14 protein-coding genes are annotated in these 18,923 nt (G+C 72.0%); 13 read left to right on the top strand and 1 reads right to left on the bottom strand.

What is annotated here, in order from left to right:
- Positions 1-409: 409 nt before the first annotated feature.
- The 4 genes from KF823_12605 (at position 410) to KF823_12620 (ending at position 4,053) form a co-directional block, all read left to right on the top strand.
- On the top strand, positions 410-1,036 hold the full coding sequence (locus KF823_12605) for a hypothetical protein (protein MBX3726744.1): 627 nt from the start codon (positions 410-412) through the stop codon (positions 1,034-1,036).
- The gene (locus KF823_12610) at positions 1,033-1,647 is read left to right on the top strand and encodes a hypothetical protein (protein MBX3726745.1); all 615 of its coding nucleotides are present in this window, start codon (positions 1,033-1,035) and stop codon (positions 1,645-1,647) included. The genes KF823_12605 and KF823_12610 overlap by 4 nt, the downstream gene beginning before the upstream one ends.
- A 15-nt stretch (positions 1,648-1,662) precedes the next feature.
- The gene (locus tag KF823_12615) at positions 1,663-2,331 is read left to right on the top strand and encodes a hypothetical protein (GenBank protein ID MBX3726746.1); all 669 of its coding nucleotides are present in this window, start codon (positions 1,663-1,665) and stop codon (positions 2,329-2,331) included.
- A 168-nt stretch (positions 2,332-2,499) separates the two neighbouring features.
- Positions 2,500-4,053, top strand: coding sequence for a hypothetical protein (locus KF823_12620; protein MBX3726747.1), 1,554 nt, complete (start codon positions 2,500-2,502; stop codon positions 4,051-4,053).
- 240 nt (positions 4,054-4,293) lie between these two features.
- On the opposite strand, the gene KF823_12625 is transcribed toward KF823_12620, so the two are convergent.
- Positions 4,294-8,652, bottom strand: coding sequence for a protein kinase (locus tag KF823_12625; GenBank protein ID MBX3726748.1), 4,359 nt, complete (start codon positions 8,650-8,652; stop codon positions 4,294-4,296).
- A gap of 913 nt (positions 8,653-9,565) precedes the next feature.
- Here KF823_12625 and KF823_12630 point away from each other — a divergent pair.
- From KF823_12630 to KF823_12670, 9 genes are all read left to right on the top strand, one after another.
- Complete coding sequence (locus tag KF823_12630) at positions 9,566-10,588, top strand: N-acetylornithine carbamoyltransferase (protein MBX3726749.1); 1,023 nt, start codon at positions 9,566-9,568, stop codon at positions 10,586-10,588.
- 29 nt (positions 10,589-10,617) lie between these two features.
- Positions 10,618-11,841, top strand: coding sequence for an argininosuccinate synthase (locus tag KF823_12635; protein ID MBX3726750.1), 1,224 nt, complete (start codon positions 10,618-10,620; stop codon positions 11,839-11,841).
- A 4-nt stretch (positions 11,842-11,845) separates the two neighbouring features.
- Positions 11,846-12,922: an acetylornithine deacetylase gene (locus KF823_12640; protein MBX3726751.1), complete on the top strand. Its 1,077-nt coding sequence runs from the start codon at positions 11,846-11,848 to the stop codon at positions 12,920-12,922.
- 7 nt (positions 12,923-12,929) lie between these two features.
- Complete coding sequence (locus KF823_12645) at positions 12,930-14,261, top strand: acetylglutamate kinase (protein ID MBX3726752.1); 1,332 nt, start codon at positions 12,930-12,932, stop codon at positions 14,259-14,261.
- A 3-nt stretch (positions 14,262-14,264) separates the two neighbouring features.
- Complete coding sequence (locus KF823_12650; protein ID MBX3726753.1) at positions 14,265-14,858, top strand: GNAT family N-acetyltransferase; 594 nt, start codon at positions 14,265-14,267, stop codon at positions 14,856-14,858.
- Positions 14,855-15,838: an N-acetyl-gamma-glutamyl-phosphate reductase gene (gene argC, locus KF823_12655; GenBank protein ID MBX3726754.1), complete on the top strand. Its 984-nt coding sequence runs from the start codon at positions 14,855-14,857 to the stop codon at positions 15,836-15,838. The genes KF823_12650 and argC overlap by 4 nt, the downstream gene beginning before the upstream one ends.
- Positions 15,835-17,154 (top strand): argininosuccinate lyase, encoded by a 1,320-nt coding sequence (gene argH, locus KF823_12660; protein MBX3726755.1) that lies wholly within the window; start codon positions 15,835-15,837, stop codon positions 17,152-17,154. Before argC ends, argH begins: the two co-directional genes overlap by 4 nt.
- A 75-nt stretch (positions 17,155-17,229) precedes the next feature.
- The gene (locus tag KF823_12665) at positions 17,230-18,039 is read left to right on the top strand and encodes a glucose 1-dehydrogenase (protein MBX3726756.1); all 810 of its coding nucleotides are present in this window, start codon (positions 17,230-17,232) and stop codon (positions 18,037-18,039) included.
- A gap of 60 nt (positions 18,040-18,099) precedes the next feature.
- On the top strand, positions 18,100-18,690 hold the full coding sequence (locus KF823_12670; protein MBX3726757.1) for a hypothetical protein: 591 nt from the start codon (positions 18,100-18,102) through the stop codon (positions 18,688-18,690).
- Positions 18,691-18,923: the final 233 nt, after the last annotated feature.

Below are 18,923 nucleotides of genomic sequence, written 5' to 3' on the forward strand. Positions count from 1 at the left end.
CGCAGAAGGCGACGGCGCGGGCGGCCGGGGCATGTGTGGCGCCGGCCTGGCCCACCGTCAAGCCTAGCGCCTTGACGACCGGCAACCATGGAGGAATTCCGGAGGCGCCGACGGGCGGCGCGGCGCCGCGAGGGCCCCGGCCGGACCGTACCCCGCCTGATCGCGGCGATCAGCGCGATCGAGTCGGCTGGCGGCTGCGGCCGCCGGCCGGGCGGCGAGCCGGCCGGTTGCCCGTCGGTGGCGGGCAAGCCATTGAAATCGAAGATCTGTCCTGTGCCCACCGAGGTACGCACATCCGGTGGCCCGCGGATCCTGGGTGGACGCCGGTAATCGCCGGCCGCCAATCCGGTAGAGCAGGTCAGCCCAGGCAGCCTGAGCGCTTGCCCCGTCCGTCCACCCGGTGATTGCCATGACCCAGCTCCCCCAAAACACCCCCCGCGCCGGACCGGTGCGCGACCGTGGCAGGCCGCCCTGGCAGCGAACCGACCTGTCCGTCGCCGCCCGGTTCGCGCTTGCGATGGCCATCGGCATCGCCGACGCAGGGTCGGCCGTCGCCGGGGCGCCGGAGAGCGCAACCGGCGCAGCCGGACACACCGGCTCGGTCTCTGTGCTCGGCATCGAGTTCCGCGGCGACCGCACGCCGTTCGAGTTCGCCTCCTCGCTCGACAGCGGAGCCCTGTGGTGCACCGGCGCCATCAGCGTCGCCGAGGCCCGCCTCGCCCTGCCCGCCGGTGCCCGCTTGCTGGAGATGCGGGTCTGGGGCACCGACGACCTGCCCAGCCATGGCCTGCGGGTCAGTCTGGTGGAGAGCTGCCTGCCCAATCTGCTGCCCGCTGCCACGCCGGTGAACACCGTCCTGGGCCTGCTGGAGAGCGTCGGTTCGCCGCTGCACTACAACCAGGCGCTGAGCTTCGACCCGGCGCCGGTGGTCGATGGCCGCGACTGCACCTACTGGGTGCGCGCGCAGTTCGCGCCACTGTGCGCCGGCGGCGGCTCGCTGGCGGTGCGCAAGGTGCGTGTGAGGTACCAGCGATGAAGCGCAGCGCCACAGCCTGGATGTCCCCGGCCGCCTGCGCGAGACGGTGGGTGGCCGGCCTTATGCTGCTGGCCGCGGCCGCGCCTGCCGCCGCCCACGACGCACCCACAGGCGGCGCCATGCCGGCGAACGACTTCCGGACGACCATTGCCCGGGCCGGGTTCCCTGCCCTGTCCACGGACCTCTCGTCCGGCGAGACCTCCTACGTCTGCGGCAACCTGGCGGTGCGAACCACTCCGCACCGCGTCCGCTACCCCTTCTCCCTGCCCGACCACAGCGGGCCGCTGGCGATCGATGTCTGGAGCACGGCGTTCAGCGGCGCACCGAGCCTGGAGCTGCGCGTCCGGGTGTCGTGCCTGTCCGGGCAGCAACTGCTGCCCGTCACCCAGACGCTGAATGCCGTCACCCTGCCCGGCACACACGGCTCGCAGCGGGTGACCATTGCCGTGACCGATCCCGGCGTGCCCGCCGAGGACTGCCGGTTCTGGCTCGAGGCCGCCTTCGCGCTTGACGTCGTGCCATGTTCCAGCCGCTGGATACTCGACAAGGTGCGCGTGACCTCGCGCGTGCGCGACCGGATCTTCCGGTCGCGCTTTCCTGCCACGCTCTGACCGGAGCCCGCATCCATGGACCGCCCACTGAGCTTGCTCCTGCTCGCCTGCCTGACCTGCCCCCCTGCCTTGGCCGACCCGCCACACCCAGGTCACCGACTGGTCACCGATCCGGCCGAGATGGCCGCCTGGGACACGGCGCCGGGGGGCGAACTGTGGCTACTGGCCGACGCGCGCGCGGCAACCCCCGGCGAACGGGCGGAACGGGCCCGCCAGCACGAGCTCGCGGCGTTCAATCCGGCCGTCAACGCCGGACGCTGGTTCCACGTGCAGGCCACCGAGTTCCTCAACGTCAATGCAAGCCACGGCTACTCGACGCGCGGCGAGCTGATGTTCACCCTGAGCGGAGCCGGGGCACTCGACGCCCTCGCCAACGTCGACCTTCCCGAGGATCGCCGACTGTCCTGGATGGATGTCTGGGGCGTCGACAGTCACCCCACCGCAAGCCTGGCGGTCAGCCTGTGGCGCCGCTGCACCGACGACACCGGGGCGGTCAGCACCGTGCAGCTCGCCTCCGCATCCAGCGGCGCGGCCTTCGCCGGCGGCGCCTTCTTCTCCGATGTCCCAGTGGTGCATCCGCAGGGCATCGCCCAGCACGAGCATTGCGTCCACTACCTGCGCCTGTTCGTCACCGCCGCCAACCTCGGCGAGTCCATCGCCCTGCTGCGCGTGCGCCTGGAGTAGCGCCTTCCGTCCTGGCTGCGTTGATTCACCGCAGCGCCGACGACGTGATCTGGTTCGCGGTTCTCATCCGGCACCGCCTAATCAGCGCCGCACGAGGTCCCCCCGTTGATATCCTGCGCCGTCCGACCCGCGCACCGTGCCGTGGGCGCAGGATCCGGGGGGATCGACATGCATCGACGTGGCTTCGTACGCTCGCTGGGCGGTTTGCTGGTGGCTGCGCCGATGACCCGGCGGGCCGGGGCGGCTGGTCTTCCGGCGTTGCCCGGCGGCACACAGCTGGACCGCATCTTCACCGATGGCTTCGACCGCCTGCCTGGCGTCGAGCCGGTCGACGACGGCATCGAACTGGGTCAGGGCACGGTCTACCACATCGCCAAGACCGGCAACGACGCCAATCCCGGCACCCAGGAGCAGCCCTTCCTCACCATCAACCGGTTCATGGCCGCGTGCGCACCCGGCGACACCGGCGTGGTCCGTGCCGGCGTCTACCGTGAGTCCACGGTCGGCAATCCGCACGTGCCGCCGCAGGTCTGGATGGGCGATGTCATGGCGGCGATCGGCATGCGCGTCAACGGCGCACCGGGCAACCGCTGCACGCTGATGGCGCATCCCGACGACGTCGGCGCCGTGGTGATCGACGGCAACGGCAGCCTGGTCGGCATCCACGCCAACCAGAAGGACCACTGGAACCTGTGGGGCCTGCGCATCGAGAACTGCCTGATGAACGGTATCGCCAGCTGGGGCCAGGCGCCGGATCATGTGCCGGACTTCGCGGCACTGTCGCGCTGGTGGAAGATCAGCAACTGCGCGGTCGCCCACGTCACCGGCCTGGCCCAGGACAACGTCGCCGGGATCGGCCCCTGGGGTACCCAGGGCTGGCACATCGTCAACACCCACATCCACGACATCCACTCGATCGGCCATGTCGGCGGCGTCTCCGGCATCCTCGCCTACGGCGCGATCGGCCTGCTGGTCGAGCACTGCCGGATCGCCGCGGTCGACCATGGCGTGTTCCTCAAGGACCACTTCCTGCTCACGGCCGAGCCGCGCACGCCGGCGCCGGGCGCCGAGATCCGCTACTGCGTGCTGGACACCCGCGAGTTCGTGCTGTTCAAGAGCTTCAGGGGCGATGGCTCCTGCGAGGCCGGGACCACGCGTTTCCACCACAACATCTGCTACGGAACCAACGCGGGCGAGACCATCGCCCGCGCCGTGATGGGCGGCACGCTCGGACAGAGCGAGGGCCTGTACTTCGAGCACAACCTGTTCGACGTGCAGGCGAGCAGCGCCGTGGTCCTGGAGTGCCAGGCGATGCGCGATGTCCGCATCCGCGGCAACATCCTGGTCAACGGCGGCGGCATGTACCGGTTCATGGACACCCACCTGGCCAGCCACCTGACCCAGGCCAACCACAACCTGTTCAGTCCGCACGTGATCACCGCGGTGATGGACGAATACAGCGCCAACCCGGTGCCGTACTGGTCGCTGGCGCAGTGGCAGGCGGCGCTTGCCAGCCAGTCGAACGCGCTGGGCTTCGACCATCCGGACACTGCAAGCCAGGTGGTGGCGACCGCCAGCCTGTTCGTGGACCGTCCGGCTCGCGACTACCGGCACCGGCCCGGTTCACCGGCGCTGGGCCTGATGCCGGACGGCTCGCACTGCGGTCCCTACCAGCTCGGCCTGGAGACCATCGGCCTGCTGTCGAACCACAGCGCCAGTTGATTCCGACGCGACATCCCTCGAACAGGGGCGCACGGACCCGCATCCGCCAGGCGCGGCGCCGGACGTCGTCTTGCGTTCTCGATCCCACCCGGCACGGCCGCAATCCGGCCGGCCCGCCCGATCCGCGCGCCCTGCAGGCTCGCCGCGCCGGACCGTAGGATTCAACCCGATCCGGATCCACGGCGGCAGCGACGACGGGGTCGCTGTCCGCGGCGAAAAGGGTGCGCGACGGCAGGAGCCTCAGGTGCCATCGACGTGCGCGTCGGCTGGCAACCCGGGATCGATCTCCAGGGTGACGGCATAGACCATCGGTGCCTCCATGGAACCCTGCCCGGCGCGCAGGCGCAGGCCACGGATGGGACCGACACCCGGCGGTACGTCGAGGCTGGCCAGGTAGACATGGGCACCGGTGTGGGTGACCGCGCCGTGGCCCTCACGCAGCGAGGCCGGGAACACGCCAACCCAGCCCAGTCGCGCGTCGGGCACCAGGGCGCTGTCCAGCGACAGGGTCGTCACGTGGCGTCCGAGCAGGACCTCCAGGGCGTGCTCGCCGCCCCCGGCCCCCGACAGGACGAGTTCGACAAAGCGCCGCGGAGGCTGGCGCGGCGAGACCGGCACCAGTTGCATGACCAGGGCATGCACCTTCCGGGCCCGTACCGCGGGCACCGGCACCTCGCCGGTTTCCAGGTGGGTGGGATGGATGCTGATGGCCGGGCCGCCACCGCTGAGCTGCACGCCGCCGGCGATCAGGAAGTCGATCCCGTTGAAGCGGTGCAGGCCCGGGGCCAGGGTCACCAGGTCGCCGGGGGTGAAAACGTTGGAAGGCCCGTTGCCGCCGATAGGCAGGTTGATTTCCGGGCCCAGGTCCAGCGGCAAGAAACGGGCATCGACGACCTCACCCGGGGCGGCCGCGAGTGCGACCTGGGGCCAGTCGTCGGGGTCGTCGCCCCGCCCGGCTGCCGCGGCGCTGGCGCGCAAGCGTGCCGCGAGGGCCCTCGTCGCATCCGGCGTGGGCCGGGGCGCGGCGCCGGTGGGCGCGAGCAACTGCACCAGTTCCGCCAGCTCCTCTGCGGGCGTGTCGTCGGTGGGGAGGTCCCAGACCAGCCAGCGACCGCGCACGCTGCGTGCCAGCAGCCGATCCCCAGGCGGCGAGAACGCGAGCTGGACGATCGCGTCGTTGCCGGCCAGCGGCAACGGCAGCAGCGCGCTCAGTCGCCGTCCGGTTTCCAGGTCGACGATCTGCACGGCATTGCGCGTGGCCTGCGCCGCGCGACGGCCATCGGTGCTGACGGCGAACTCGTGGATCGCCTCGCTGCCGCCGAGGGCCGGGACATCGCGACGGCGACCCGCCGCGTCGACCAGACTGATGCCATCGGCGACCAGCTTCTGCGCCGCCACGCCGCCGGCCATCGCGATCAGGTGCGATTCGTAGCCGGCCGAAGGCAGCTCGAGCTCCTGCTGCACGCTGCAATCGCGAAGGTCAACCCGGGACAAGCGGGTGCGCCGTTCCGGCAACGACCAGCGCAGCCAGGCGTGGCGGCCGTCCTGGGCGACCACGGCGGCGGTCACCAAACCGGCCTCGCCGGGTCGGCGCAGCTCCGTGCAGGCCGCCGGCCAGCCGCCCAGGTCGAGGATGCGCAACAGGGGTTCGTCCTCGATCCGGGTGTTCGGTCGGGTGAGCACGAACCGACCCAGCGGATCGAGGGCGAACAGGTGCAGCGGGCCGCCCACCAACGGTGCCTGCGTGCGCAGCTCCACCCGATCGATGTCCAGGGTCCAGACCTGTTCGACGTAGCGGCCCTCGACGTAACCCCCTGTGGTCAGCGCCAGCACCGGGGCCTGCGAGGCCAGCGCCGCCCGGAGCGGCGTCTGCGGCAACACGATCGGTGCCGCGCGCTCGCGCATGTCGCGGGCATCGAGCACGCGCAAGCTGCGCCCGGCCACGGTGACGATGCTGTTGCCGTCGGCGCTGAACTCGGCCAGCCCGACCGCCTGCGGATGCACGGCCACCGGGCCCGACGGGCGTCCGTCGTCGGCACTGACCACCTGCACGCGGGCACCGTCCACCGCCAGCAAGCGACGGCCATCGAAGCGCAGGCTGCCCGTGGGCAAGGGGGCGGCCCGTGCCGGCAGCATGCCGCCCACTGGAACCCGCCACAGCGAGATCGAACCGTCGCTGCCCCCGGCGACCAGCAGGCCGCTTTCCCTGTGCAGGTCGAAGGCGTGGGACATGAAGTCGCGGGTGCCGGCCAGGCGCACCGGTAGCGGGACGGCGAAGCTGTCGAATGGCGCAGGCGGAGGCAGCGACCAGGCCCGCAACTCGTGGTCGACCGGCCGCAGCAGCAGGTCGCCGGCGAGCCGGACCCTGCCCATCCGGTTGCCTACGCGCTCACGGATCGGCGCCACGCGCAGGCCGCCGCCGGCCAGGTCCCAGACCAGCACGGTGCCGTCTTCCGCCAGGCCGGCCAGGCTGCGGTCGTCGGCGCTGAACTCCAGCCAGCGGATGGTCGCCGCCGACGCGGAAGGCAGCCAGCGCATGCCGCCGTCGGCGACCGCGATCAGGACCACGGCGCCATTGGTCAGGCCCAGTGCGAGGTGCGCGCCGCGATGATCGAAGCGCCAGGCCCGTGCGGGCGTCGCTGCCGGCACTGTTGCAGTCCACCGTGGCTGGAAGGATCGCGGGTCGACGAAATCGAACCGGGCCGAGTCCTCGGTACCGAGCAGGCCGCTGCCGTCCGGCGAGAACAGCCACTGCACGGCGCGTTGCGCGCGCACCGGACCCAGGGGCCTCCAGCCCTCGACAGCGTGCAGCTGGACGCGGTCCGGGAAGCGCATGGAGGGGTCGCTGCGCGACCTGACCAGCGCCAGGCGCAGATCGGGGCTGAACACCAGGTCGGCATGGCCCGGGCCGGTCCGCTCCGGCATCAGGACGGTGCCGTCCGTTGCATCGACCGCGATCATGTCGGACTGGGATGGAGCGGGCATGACGGGCATGCCGACGGCCGCGGCCAGCAGATGACCGCCGTCGCTGCTGAAGCGCAGATCGCCGCCCGGCGCATCCGCGAACGGCGAGGCATGGCTGAGGCCCTCGATCGCCGTTGTCCAGACGGGTGCGTCGCCGTCCATCGGATACTTGCGCACCTCCCGACCTCCCGTCGAATGGTGCAGGGCGACGGCGAAGTGGCGCCCATCGGGAGCGATGGCAACCGAGCTGACCGCGGCGCCGGGGTCCATCTGCAGTAGACCCAGCGGGCGCGGTGCGCTTGCCCGAACGATGCCGATTCGCTGTCGCTCGATCGCCGCTTCCGAGGTCCGGCCGGCAGCCTCCATCTCGAGCAGGTTCTCGACCATCGCGCGCAGGCCGCGGAAGCCGTCGCCCTCCGCCAGCGCAGACTCGGCGGCCTGGGCGCGCGTGCCCCACAGGTGCTGGCGCGCCTGCTCGGCATTCGCATCGGCGCGGTTCCATTGCAGCGTCGTGGCGATCAGCCCGGTCAGCAGCGAGGCCAGCAGCAGGCCGGCCAGCGCCGACAGCCGGGGTTCGCGCCGTACCAGGCGCAGGCCGCGCTGCCAGCGGGCCAGCGGGCGCGCCTGCACCTCGCGGCCCTCCAGGTAGCGTCCCAGGTCCTCGGCCAGCGCACGGGCACCGGGATAGCGGTCGGCCGGCCGCTTCGCCAGGCAACGCAGGCAGATCGCCTGCAGGTCGAGCGGGATGCGGGCATCCAGGCTGCGCGGCTCGGGGACCGGGCTGTTGCGCACCTTATCCAGCGTGTCGCGGGCGCTGGTCCCGGCGAAGGGCGGCTGGCCGGTGAGCGCCTCGAACAGGGTCGCGCCCAGCGCGTAGACATCGGTGGCGGGGCCCAGCTCGGCGTCGCCCTCGGCCTGTTCGGGCGCCATGTAGCTGGGCGTGCCGGACACCACCCCGGGGCCGGCGGCGAGCGTCCGGCCCAGGCGCCGGGCCAGTCCGAAGTCGGCCACCCGCGGCTCGCCGGCCTGGTCCAGCAGCACGTTGCCCGGTTTCAGGTCCAGGTGCAGTACGCCCAGCCGGTGGGCGTAGTCAACCGCCTCGGCGACGACGCGCATCAGCACGGCCGCCGCCCGCGGCGCCAGCGCGCCACCGCGCTGCAGGCGCTCGGCCAGGGACTCGCCGCGGACCAGGGCCATCGAGAAATAGGGCAGCCCGTCCTGCTCGCCGATCTCGTGGATGCCCACGATGTTCGGATGCTGCATGCGCGCGGCGCTCTGCGCCTCCAGGCGGAAACGCTCGATAAAGTCCGGCGATGCCCAGGGATCGGCCGCCAGCAGCTTCACGGCGACCTCGCGATCCAGCGAGTGCTGGTGCGCGCGGTAGACCACGCCCATGCCGCCTTCACCCAGCTTGGCCAGCAGGGTGTAGTCGCCGAAGGCGGCCAGCGCCGGATCGTCGAGGTCGAGATCGACGGTGCCGCGCGGCGTGCCGCCCGGCGCGGACGATGCGGTATCGGCCCCGACCTGGCCCGGACCGATCGTGCTGCGACCGAAGGCAAGCCGGGCCAGCGCCGGCAGGTCCCGGTCGACTGGAGGCGTTTCCTCGCCGTTACTGGTTCGGCGCTTCTCGGTCATCGGGATTGCCGCAGCCTCCACTGCAGAGGGACGCCAGGACCTGGGGCAGTCCCGTGACCGTTGCCGCGGCGGGCCTGCAGCGCGCCGCACGCGGGAACCCCTGGCGCATGTTTCCGGAAAGCCCGCAACTGCAACAATCCCCGGCCCGGGCAGTCTACGCGGCACACCCTTCCCGTCAACCTGATTGGCGTCGTGTCTCGGCTCGCTGCCAGGCGGCGTGTCGCCGGTGCGACGGCACCGCACTTCTCCCCTCCCCCGCCTGCGGGGAGGGGCGGGGGAGAGGGCCGCCCCAGCCAGCGGACGCCGCTGGGCCGGCAACGATGCAGATCATGGCAAGCCCCGACCCTCTCCCCCTGCCCCTCTCCCACAGGGAGAGGGGAGCACAGCGCGCTCCGTTCACCGAACACCGAGTCCTGGTCCTTGGTCCCCGATCCTGGGCTGAGACACGACGCTAATCAGGTCCCACAGGGAGAGCAAAGCGCGCTCTGCTCACCGAACACCGGGTACTGACCCTTGGTCCCCGATCCTGAGCTGAGACACGACGCAAATCAGCGACCCGTCAAGGATGCGCGGAACCGTTCGCCGACTGCCGTCGCGTCGCCGTGCAGGATCACCGAGCGATACGCTGCGTGGGGTCCGCGCGCCGGGCCGGCCGGTCGCCCCGCCGCGGCGCTGTTGCGGTGCGGAATGCGGGCCGCTAGCATGCCCGCCATGTCGTCCTTCCCGACCCGCGTCATCGGCATCACCGGGGCCCGCCTGGCCTCGGGCATGACCTCGCGCGCGCGCCGACCGCACGCCCTTCGTTCCGGCCGGTCCTGAGCGCCTTCCCGCGTTCGCCCTGACAGACCCGGCCCGCGCGCCGGGTCTTTTCGTTTCACAGCCCTTCCCCTTCACCGACAACAGAGCCGACGCCATGGCGATCCGACATTTCCTCAGCACCCAGGACCTCTCCCACGAGGAACTGTCCCACCTGCTCGACGTCGCCGCGGCGTTCAAGCAGAAGCCGGCCGGCGACGCCCTGCGCGGCAAGGCGGTGGCCCTGGTGTTCCTGAACCCGTCGATGCGCACTCGCACCTCGTTCGAGATCGGCACCTGGCAGCTCGGCGGCCATGCCGTGGTGCTGGCGCCGGGCAAGGACGCCTGGGGCATCGAGTTCGAGCCGGGCGTGGTCATGGACGGCGAGGCCGAGGAGCACGTCGCCGAGGTCGCCCAGGTGCTGTCGCGCTATGTCGACCTGATCGCCGTGCGCGCCTTCCCGAAGTTCATCGACTGGAGCGAGGACCGCCAGGACAAGGTGATCCGCGCCTTCGCCCGGCACGCCACGGTGCCGGTGATCAACATGGAGACCATCGTCCATCCCTGCCAGGAGCTGGCGCATGCGCTGATGCTGCGCGAGCGCCTGGGCACGCCGGACTTCCGCGGCCGCAAGTACGTGCTGACCTGGACCTACCACCCGAAACCCCTGAACACCGCAGTCGCCAACTCCTCGCTGCTGATCGCCACCCGCCTGGGCTTCGACGTCACCCTGCTGTGCCCGACCCCGGATTACCTGCTCGACCCGATGTTCATGGACCAGGCACGCGGCAACTGCGCGGAGTCCGGGGGCTCGCTCACGGTCAGCCACGACATCGAGGCCAGCTATGCCGGCGCCCACGTCGTCTACGCCAAGAGTTGGGGTGCCCTGCCCTGGTTCGGCAACTGGGGCCCTGAAAAGCCGATCCGCGACGCGCACCGCCACTTCATCGTCGACGAGGCAAAGATGGCGCTGACCGACGGCGCGGTGTTCAGCCACTGCCTGCCCCTGCGCCGCAACATCAAGGCAACCGACGGCGTGATGGACGCGCCCTACTGCGGCGCCATCGACGAGGCCGGCAACCGCCTGCCGGTGCAGAAGGCGGTGATGGCCTGGCTGGCCGGCCAGCCCCGCGACCGTTGACTCCCCTGCCCTTCCTTCGAGGATTCCCCGTGAGCGCCAACCCCCCCAGCCCCGGCACCCCGATCGTCCTGGCCTTCTCCGGCGGCCTGGACACCAGCTTCTGCGTCCCCTGGCTGCGCGAGCGCGGCTGGGCGGTGCACACGGTGTTCGCCGACACCGGCGGCGTCGATGCCGACGAGCGCGCCTACATCGAGGCGCGCGCCGCCGAGCTGGGCGTCGCCAGCCATGTCACCGTCGACGGCGGACCGGCCCTGTGGGAGGGCTTCGTCAAGCCCTTCGTGATGGCCGGCGAGGGCTACCAGGGCCAGTACCCCCTGCTGGTCTCCGACCGCTACCTGATCGTCGCGGCAACCCTGGCGCGCGCCGCCGAACTGGGCACCCGGGCGATCGCCCACGGCTGCACCGGCATGGGCAACGACCAGGTGCGCTTCGACCTCGCCGTCAAGGCCGACGGCGACTGGACGATCGTCGCGCCGATCCGCGAGATCCAGAAGGAGCACACCCAGACCCGTGCCTACGAGCAGGCCTGGCTGGAGCAGCGCGGCTTCGCGGTGCGCGCGAAGCAGAAGGCCTACACGATCAACGAGAACCTGCTCGGCGTGACCCTGTCCGGCGGCGAGATCGACCGCTGGGAACAGCCCGGCGCCGAGGCGCGCGGCTGGTGCGCGCCGCGCGCGAAGTGGCCGGCAGCGCCGCTGCAGGTGCGGATCGGCTTCGAGCGCGGCGAGGCGGTCAGCCTGGACGGCGAACGCCTGCCCGGCGCCGAACTGCTGGCCCGCCTCAATCGAGCCTTCGCGGCCTACGGCGTCGGCCGCGGCCTGTACACCGGCGACACCACGATCGGCCTGAAGGGCCGGATCATCTTCGAGGCGCCAGGTCTCGCCGCCCTGCTCGCCGGCCACCGCGCCCTGGAGGAGGCGGTGCTGAGCAAGCTGCAGAACCGCTTCAAGCCCGAGGTCGCGCGCAAGTGGGTGGAGCTGGCCTACGAGGGTTTCTGGAACGACCCGCTGAAGGCCGACCTGGAGGCCTTCCTGCGCTCCAGCCAGGCCTGCGTCACCGGCGAGGTGGTCCTGGAAACCGCGGGCGGCCGGGTCGATGCGGTGGCGGTTCGCTCGCCGCACCTGCTGCACGCCAAGGGCGCCACCTATGCGCAGTCGGCCGACTGGGGCGTGGCCGAGGCCGAGGGCTTCATCCGCCTGTACGGGATGAGCTCGACCCTGTGGGCGCAGGTCAACGCCGGCAAGGGCGACTGACGCCATGCTCGACGCCGTACTGCGCCACCTCGATGCCCTGGTCGCCTTCGACACCCGCAACCCGCCGCGGGCGATCGGCACCGACGGCATCTTCGACTACCTGCGCGCCCAGCTGCCCGGCTTCCGGATCGAGGTGGTCGACCACGGCGCCGGTGCCGTGCATCTGTTGGCGGTGCGCGGCACGCCACGGCGCCTGTTCAACGTGCACCTGGACACCGTGCCGGACTCGCCGCACTGGCAGGGCGACCCGCTGCGCCTGCGCGTTGCGGGCGACCGGGCGATCGGCCTGGGCGCCTGCGATATCAAGGGCGCCGCCGCCGGCCTGCTGGCCGCCGCGGCGCAGACCGCGGGCGACGCGGCGTTCCTGTTCAGCAGCGACGAAGAGGCCAACGACGCCCGCTGCATCGCCGGCTTCCTGGCCGGCGACCATGGCTTCGCCGAGGCGCTGGTCGCCGAGCCGACCGGCTGCCAGGCGGTGCTGGCGCATCGCGGCATCGCCTCGGTGCTGATGCATTTCCATGGCCAGGCCGGCCATGCCTCGGGCGCCCAGGCGCCGACCGCCAGCGCCCTGCACCAGGCGGTGCGCTGGGGCACGGCCGCGCTCGACCTGGTCGAAGGCCATGCCGGCGACCGCTTCGGCGGCCTGACCGGACTGCGCTTCAACATCGGCCGCGTCGAGGGCGGCATCAAGGCCAACATGATCGCGCCGGCGGCCGAGCTGCGCTTCGGGTTCCGGCCGCTGCCCAGCCAGGACATCGACGACCTGCACGCGCGCCTGCGCGCGCTGGCTGCGCAGGGCACCGGCTACCAGGAGACCTTCCGCGGCCCGCCGCTGCCGGCCGGCGATGTCGCCGGCGCCGAGGCCGCCCGCCTTCGGGCACGCGACCTGGCCGATGCACTGGAACTTCCGGTCGGCAACGCCGTGGACTTCTGGACCGAGGCCTCGCTGTTCTCGCAGGCCGGCCTGACCGCCCTGGTGTACGGCCCGGGCGACATCGCCCAGGCCCACAGCGCCGACGAATGGGTGGCGCTGGACCAGCTCGCCGCCTACGCCGACACCGTCCGCCGCCTGATCGCCTGAGCCCGCCATGAGTCCCGCCCGCTCCGCTGCCACCGACCTGCGCCCGACCATCGTCCGGCTGCTCTCCAACATGGCCAGCGCCAAGGAGATCCAGCAGTACCTGAAGCGCTTCTCGCAGCTCGACGCCGCCCGCTTCGCAGTGGTCAAGGTCGGCGGCGCGATCCTGCGCGACGAGCTCGGCGCCCTGGTGTCCTCGCTGGCCTTCCTGCAGCAGGTCGGCCTGACGCCGATCGTCATCCATGGCGCCGGCCCGCAGCTCGACGAGGAGATGGCCGCCGCCGGCATCGAGAAGCGGACCGTCGGCGGCCTGCGCCACACCACGCCCGAGGGCCTGGCCGTGGTGCGTCGGGTCTTCCAGCAGCAGAACCTGCGCCTGGTCGAGGCCCTGCAGGCCGAAGGCGTGCGCGCCACCTCGATCCTGTCCGGGGTGTTCGAGGCCGACTTCCTGGGCCGCCGCACGTACGGCCTGGTCGGCAAGGTCGCCCGCGTGCACACCGCCGGCATCCAGGCGGCGATCAAGGTCAGCTCGATCCCGGTGATCGCCAGCCTGGGCGAGACCGCCGGCGGCCAGATCCTCAACGTCAACGCCGACTGGGCCGCCAACGAGCTGGTCAAGGAACTCAAGCCCTACAAGATCATCTTCCTGACCGGCACCGGCGGACTGCTCGACGACCGCGGCCGGGTGATCGACTCGATCCACCTGAGCACCGAGTACGCCGAGCTGATGCGCCAGCCCTGGCTGCATTCGGGCATGAAGGTCAAGATCGAGCAGATCCACGATCTGCTGATGCAGCTCCCGCATGCCTCCTCGGTGTCGATCACGCGGCCCGACGAGCTCGCCAAGGAGCTGTTCACGCACCGCGGCTCGGGCACCCTGGTCCGGCGCGGCGAGAAGATCCGCAGCGCCCGCGGCTGGGGGCGTCTGGACACCAGGCGCCTGCGCGCGCTGATCGAATCCAGTTTCGGCCGGCGCCTGGACCGCGACTACTTCGAGAAGACCCGGCCGTGGCGGGTGTACTGCAGCGAGCACTACCGCGCCGCGATCGTCCTGACCCGCGAGAACGGCCTGGTGCACATGGACAAGTTCGCGGTCAGCGAAGACGCCCAGGGCGAGGGCCTGGGCCGCGCCATCTGGCAGGTCATGCATGCGGAGAACCCGCAACTGTTCTGGCGCTCCCGGCGCGGCAACCCGATCAACGAGTTCTATTTCGCCAACGCCGACGGCGCCGTGAAGGACGCCCGCTGGACGGTGTTCTGGTACGGCATGGACGACTGGGCGCAGGTGCGCTTCGCGGTCGAGCATTGCCGGACCCGCCCGGCCACGCTCAAGGACGCCTGAGCGATGACCGCCTGGACCACGGTGCCGACCCTGACCGGCAGCCACGTCCGCCTGGTGCCGCTGCACGCCGGCCACGCCGATGCGCTGGCCGACGCGGTGGCCGATGGCGAGCTCTGGCGCCTGCCCTGGACCCGGGTGCCGGCGCCCGACCAGGTGCCGGACTGGATCGCCCGGGCGCTGGACGAGCACGGCCTGGGCCGCGCCCTGCCCTTCTGCGTGCTGGACGGCCACGGGCGCGTGGTCGGCAGCACACGGCTGGGCCACCTCGACCCGGACAACCGGCGCGCCGAGATCGGCTGGACCTGGTACGCGCAACGGGCGCAGCGAACCGCCCTGAACACCCAGGCCAAGCGCCTGCTGCTGGAGCACGCCTTCGGGCCGATGGGCTGCGTCGCGGTTGAGCTGTGCACGCACCGGCTCAACCAGCGCTCGCGGCGTGCCATCGAGCGCATCGGCGCGCGCCTGGACGGCATCCTGCGCAATCACATGCGGATGCCGGACGGCACCCTGCGCGATACCGCCGTGTATTCCATACTCGACAGCGAGTGGCCGGCGGTGCGCGGCCACCTGGACTTCCTCCTGGAGCAGCGGCCATGAGCGCAGCCTTCACCCTGGGCATCGTCGGCGCCCGCGGCCACGTCGGCGCGGAGCTGGTGCGCCTGGTCGCCGGCCATCCGCGGCTGCGCCTGGCCTTCGTGTCCTCGCGCGAACTGGCGGGGCAGGCGCTGGCCGCGCATTTCGACGGCGCCGCCGGCGACCTGCATTTCGAGAACCTCGATGCCGACGCGGTCGCCGGCAAGGGCGCCGACGTGGTGGTGCTGGCCCTGCCCAACGGCAAGGCGGCCCCCTTCGTCGCCGCCCTCGAAGCGGCGCGGCCGGACACCCTGGTGGTCGACCTGTCCGCCGACTTCCGCTTCGACGACGACTGGCACTACGGCCTGCCCGAGCTGAACCGGGCGCGCTGGGCCGGCCAGCGCCGGATCGCCAATCCCGGCTGCTACGCCACCGCCATGCAGCTCGCCCTGGCGCCGATGCGGGACCTGCTGGACGGGCCGGCACAATGCTTCGGCGTGTCCGGCCATTCGGGCGCCGGCACCACGCCGTCGCCCCGCAACGACCCGGCCCTGCTGCACGACAACCTGATGCCCTATGCGCTGACCGGCCACGTCCACGAGGCCGAGGTCGGCCGCCACCTGGCGCACCCGGTCGAGTTCATGCCGCACGTCGCGCCGCACTTCCGTGGCATCACCCTGACCGCCAACCTGCACCTGGCCCGTGCCATGGACCTGCCGGCCGTGCGCGCCTGCTACCGGGACTTCTACGCCGGCGAACCGCTGGTCCGCGTGCTCGACGAGGCGCCCTGGGTCAGCCGCATCGCCGGGCGCCACCACGCCGAGGTCGGCGGCTTCGCGCTGGCCGCCGACGGCCGCCGCCTGGTGCTGGTCGCCACCCTGGACAACCTGCTCAAGGGCGCCGCCACCCAGGCGCTGCAGAACATCAACCTGGCCCTGGGCCTGGCCGAGACCGACGGCATCCCGCTGCCGCCGGCGGCCGCGACGACGGAGGCGCTGGCATGAGCACGCTGCTGTGGCAGAAGGCGGGCGTCGAGGTCGATCCGCGCATCCAGGCCTTCCTGGCCGGCGCCGACGTGCTGCTCGACCGCGAGTTCTTCGCGCACGACATCCGCGCCAGTCTTGCGCACGCGCAGGGGCTGGAGCGGATCGGCGTGATCGACGCGGCCTCCCTGGCCGGCATCGAGCGCGAGCTGGACGCGCTGGCCCGGGCCTTCGCGGACGGCAGCTTCGTGCTGGACGACCGCCACGAGGACGGCCATTCGGCGATCGAGCACTGGCTGACGCAGCGCCTGGGCGAGGCTGGCCGCCGCATCCACACCGGCCGCAGCCGCAACGACCAGGTGCTGGTCGCCACCCGGCTGTGGCTGAAGGACCGCCTGGCCGGCCTGGCCGGACTGTGCCGGGACATCGCGGCGGTGCTGCTGGACGGCGCGCGCGCCGGCGCCGGCCTGCCGATGCCCGGCTACACGCACCTGCAGCGCGCCGTGCCCAGCACGGTCGGCCATTGGAGCGCCGGCTACGCCGAGGCCTTCATCGACGACGGCGTGCGGGCACTGGCCACCCGCGACTGGCTGGACGCCAATCCGCTGGGCACCGCCGCCGGCTACGGCGTCAACCTGCCGCTGGACCGCGCGCACACCACCGCGGCGCTGGGCTTCTCGCGCATGCAGGTCAACCCGGCCTACGCGCAGCTCTCGCGCGGCAAGTTCGAGCTGGCCGCCCTGGAGGCGCTAGGCTCGGCGACGCTCGACCTGCGCCGGCTGGCCTGGGACCTGTCGCTGTTCACCACCGCCGAGTTCGCCTTCGTGCACCTGCCGGCGCAGTACACGACCGGCAGCTCGATCATGCCGAACAAGCGCAACCCCGATGTCGTCGAGCTGATGCGCGCCAGCCACGCCGCGGTGGCCGCGGCCAAGACCGAGACCGAGCAGCTGCTGTCGCTGCCGTCCGGCTACCAGCGCGACCTGCAGCTCGGCAAGGGCGCCCTGGTGCACGGCTTCCGGCACGGCCTGGGGGCGCTGGCCCTGCTGCCCGGCCTGCTCGCCGGCCTGCGCTGGGACGAGGCACGGCTGGGCGCGGCGATCGAGCCGGCCATGCACGCCACCGACCTGGCGATCGAGCTGGCCGCCGCCGGCCTGCCGTTCCGCGACGCCTACCGCCAGGTCGCCGACGGCGCCGGCGACCTCGCCGCGCGCACGCCGCAGGCCAGCATCGCCGCGCGCGTCTCGCCGGGCGCCTGCGGCGACCTGCGCCTGGACGCGCTGCAGTCGCGGCTGGCCGACCTGGCTGCCGCACTGCCCGGCGCCGCGGATACCTGACGACGCGCTCGATAGCGACGTCGACAGCGCATCGACCGCCCGCGCCCGTCAGCCACGTTCACCCGCGGACACGCCATGCCCCGCCTGCACGACAGGATCGCCCTTGTCACCGGCGCCGCCCGCGGCATCGGCGAGGCCATCGCCCGCGCCTTCGTCGCCGAGGGCGCGTTCGCCTGGATCACCGACATCGACGAGGCCGGCGGCCGGGCGGTCGCCGCCGCGCTGGGCGGGCGCGCCGCCTTCCTGCGCCTGGACGTCCGCGAGGAGGACGACTGGCACGCCGCCATGGCGACGGTGCTGGAGCGCCACGGACGGCTCGACGTTCTGGTCAACAACGCCGGCATCACCGGCTTCGAGGCGGGCCTGGTCGCCCATGACCCCGAACACGCCAGCCTGGCCGACTGGCATGCCGTGCACCGCACCAACCTCGATGGCGTGTTCCTGGGCTGCAAGCACGGCATCGCGGCGATGCGCGCGACCGGTGCCGGGTCGATCATCAACCTGTCCTCGCGCTCCGGGCTGGTCGGGATTCCCGGGGCCGCCGCCTACGCAAGCTCGAAGGCCGCGGTGCGCAACCACAGCAAGACGGTCGCCCTGTACTGCGCGGAACAGGGCCTGGCGATCCGCTGCAACTCCCTGCACCCGGCCGCCATCCTGACGCCGATGTGGGAACCGCTGCTCGGCCAGGGGCCGGAACGCGAGGCGCGCATGCGCGAGTTCACCAGCGACTGCCCGATGCGCCGCTTCGGCCGGCCCGAGGAGGTCGCCGCGGTCGCCGTCCTGCTCGCCTCCGACGAGGCCGCCTACGTCAACGGCGCCGAGATCACCATCGACGGCGGCATCCTGGCCGGTGCTGCGGCGGCGCCGGCGCCGGCCGGCGATTGATTCACGCCCACCCGGGGGCGATCGGCTACAGTGCCGGGCAACCGGCCACAGGATCCTGCCATGACTGCGCGTGCCGCTCTCATCTCCCTGGCTCTCGCCCTGTCCGTCTGCGCGCCCGCTGTCGCCCAGGAGCGGGTGTTTCGCGATCCCTTCGAGCTGCCCTGCGAAGGACTGCCGGCGCCGTTCGCGCGCAACTCGGTGGTCGACTACGCTTGGCACTACGGCGTGCCGTTCGGCACCAGCCACGGCTGGACGGCCAACCACACCGGCAATGCCTTCAACGCCGCGCAGCAATTGCAGCGCATCTACGTGCGCGCTTTCACCATCACCGGTCCGGAGGCGGGCCTCCAGGGTCGCATCAACATCCCGTCGTCCTCGGCGGGAATCTTCGCCTCCCTGGGCACCCAGTGCGGAAACTTCGACCTGCCGCTGTCGTGTGTGGCCGGCGCTTCGTCGGCGATTTCCTGGTCGACCTTGGACAACCCGCTGCCGAACCGCTGCCGCCTGGAACCCGGGCGCACGTATTACCTGAGCTTCGCGTGGTTCAACCTGCCGCAGTACCTGATCAATTACAGCATCCTGTCCACCTGCGACTGCCCGGCACCCAGCTGCACCTCGCAGTGCCAGTACCTGACCAACCACACGCCCTGAGCGGACCGTCGGCCGACTGCCGCCCGTCGGAACCGTAGAGGCGGGCGAGGGTCGGTCCCGCGTCGCCGGACACCGGGGAAGGTACCCATACGGCAATACGCGCCGGGGTGCCGCAGACTCGGTTCGCTGGAGCATGCGAGAGCGGCGGGCGTCGGGGAACCTGCGTCACGCCATTGTCCGGCCGTCGAAGGGCAACTGCGGTCGGGTGTGGACCAGCGCTCCAGACCCTCGAT

The organism is Lysobacterales bacterium (assembly GCA_019634735.1).
GTDB lineage: Bacteria > Pseudomonadota > Gammaproteobacteria > Xanthomonadales > UBA2363 > Pseudofulvimonas.